Genomic DNA, 376 nt, shown 5'->3' on the forward strand with positions numbered 1-376 from the left:
GGTGGCCTGGTCCATCTGCGTGACCGCTTCTCCCACCTGGCCCACGCCTGCGCTTTGCTCACTGCTGGCGGCGCTGATCTCGCCCATGATGTCGGTCACCCGCCGGATGGCTGCCACCACTTCGGTCATGGTGGCCCCGGCCTTGTCCACCAGTTGCGTGCCTTGCTCCACCCGCTCGACGCTGGCGGTGATCAGGCTCTTGATTTCCTTGGCCGCTTCGGCGCTGCGTCCGGCCAGGCTGCGCACTTCGCTGGCCACCACGGCAAAGCCCCGGCCTTGCTCTCCGGCCCGGGCGGCTTCCACCGCTGCATTGAGCGCCAGGATGTTGGTCTGGAAGGCGATGCCGTCGATGACGCTGATGATGTCGGCGATCTTG

1 protein-coding gene is annotated in these 376 nt (G+C 67.0%); it reads right to left on the minus strand.

What is annotated here, in order from left to right; translation table 11 throughout:
* Positions 1-376: methyl-accepting chemotaxis protein (locus ASE31_RS32250; RefSeq protein ID WP_235514556.1), on the minus strand; the 376-nt coding region annotated here is incomplete at both ends.

The sequence above is a fragment of the Acidovorax sp. Root217 genome (assembly GCF_001428645.1).
Classification (GTDB): Bacteria; Pseudomonadota; Gammaproteobacteria; order Burkholderiales; family Burkholderiaceae_C; genus Acidovorax.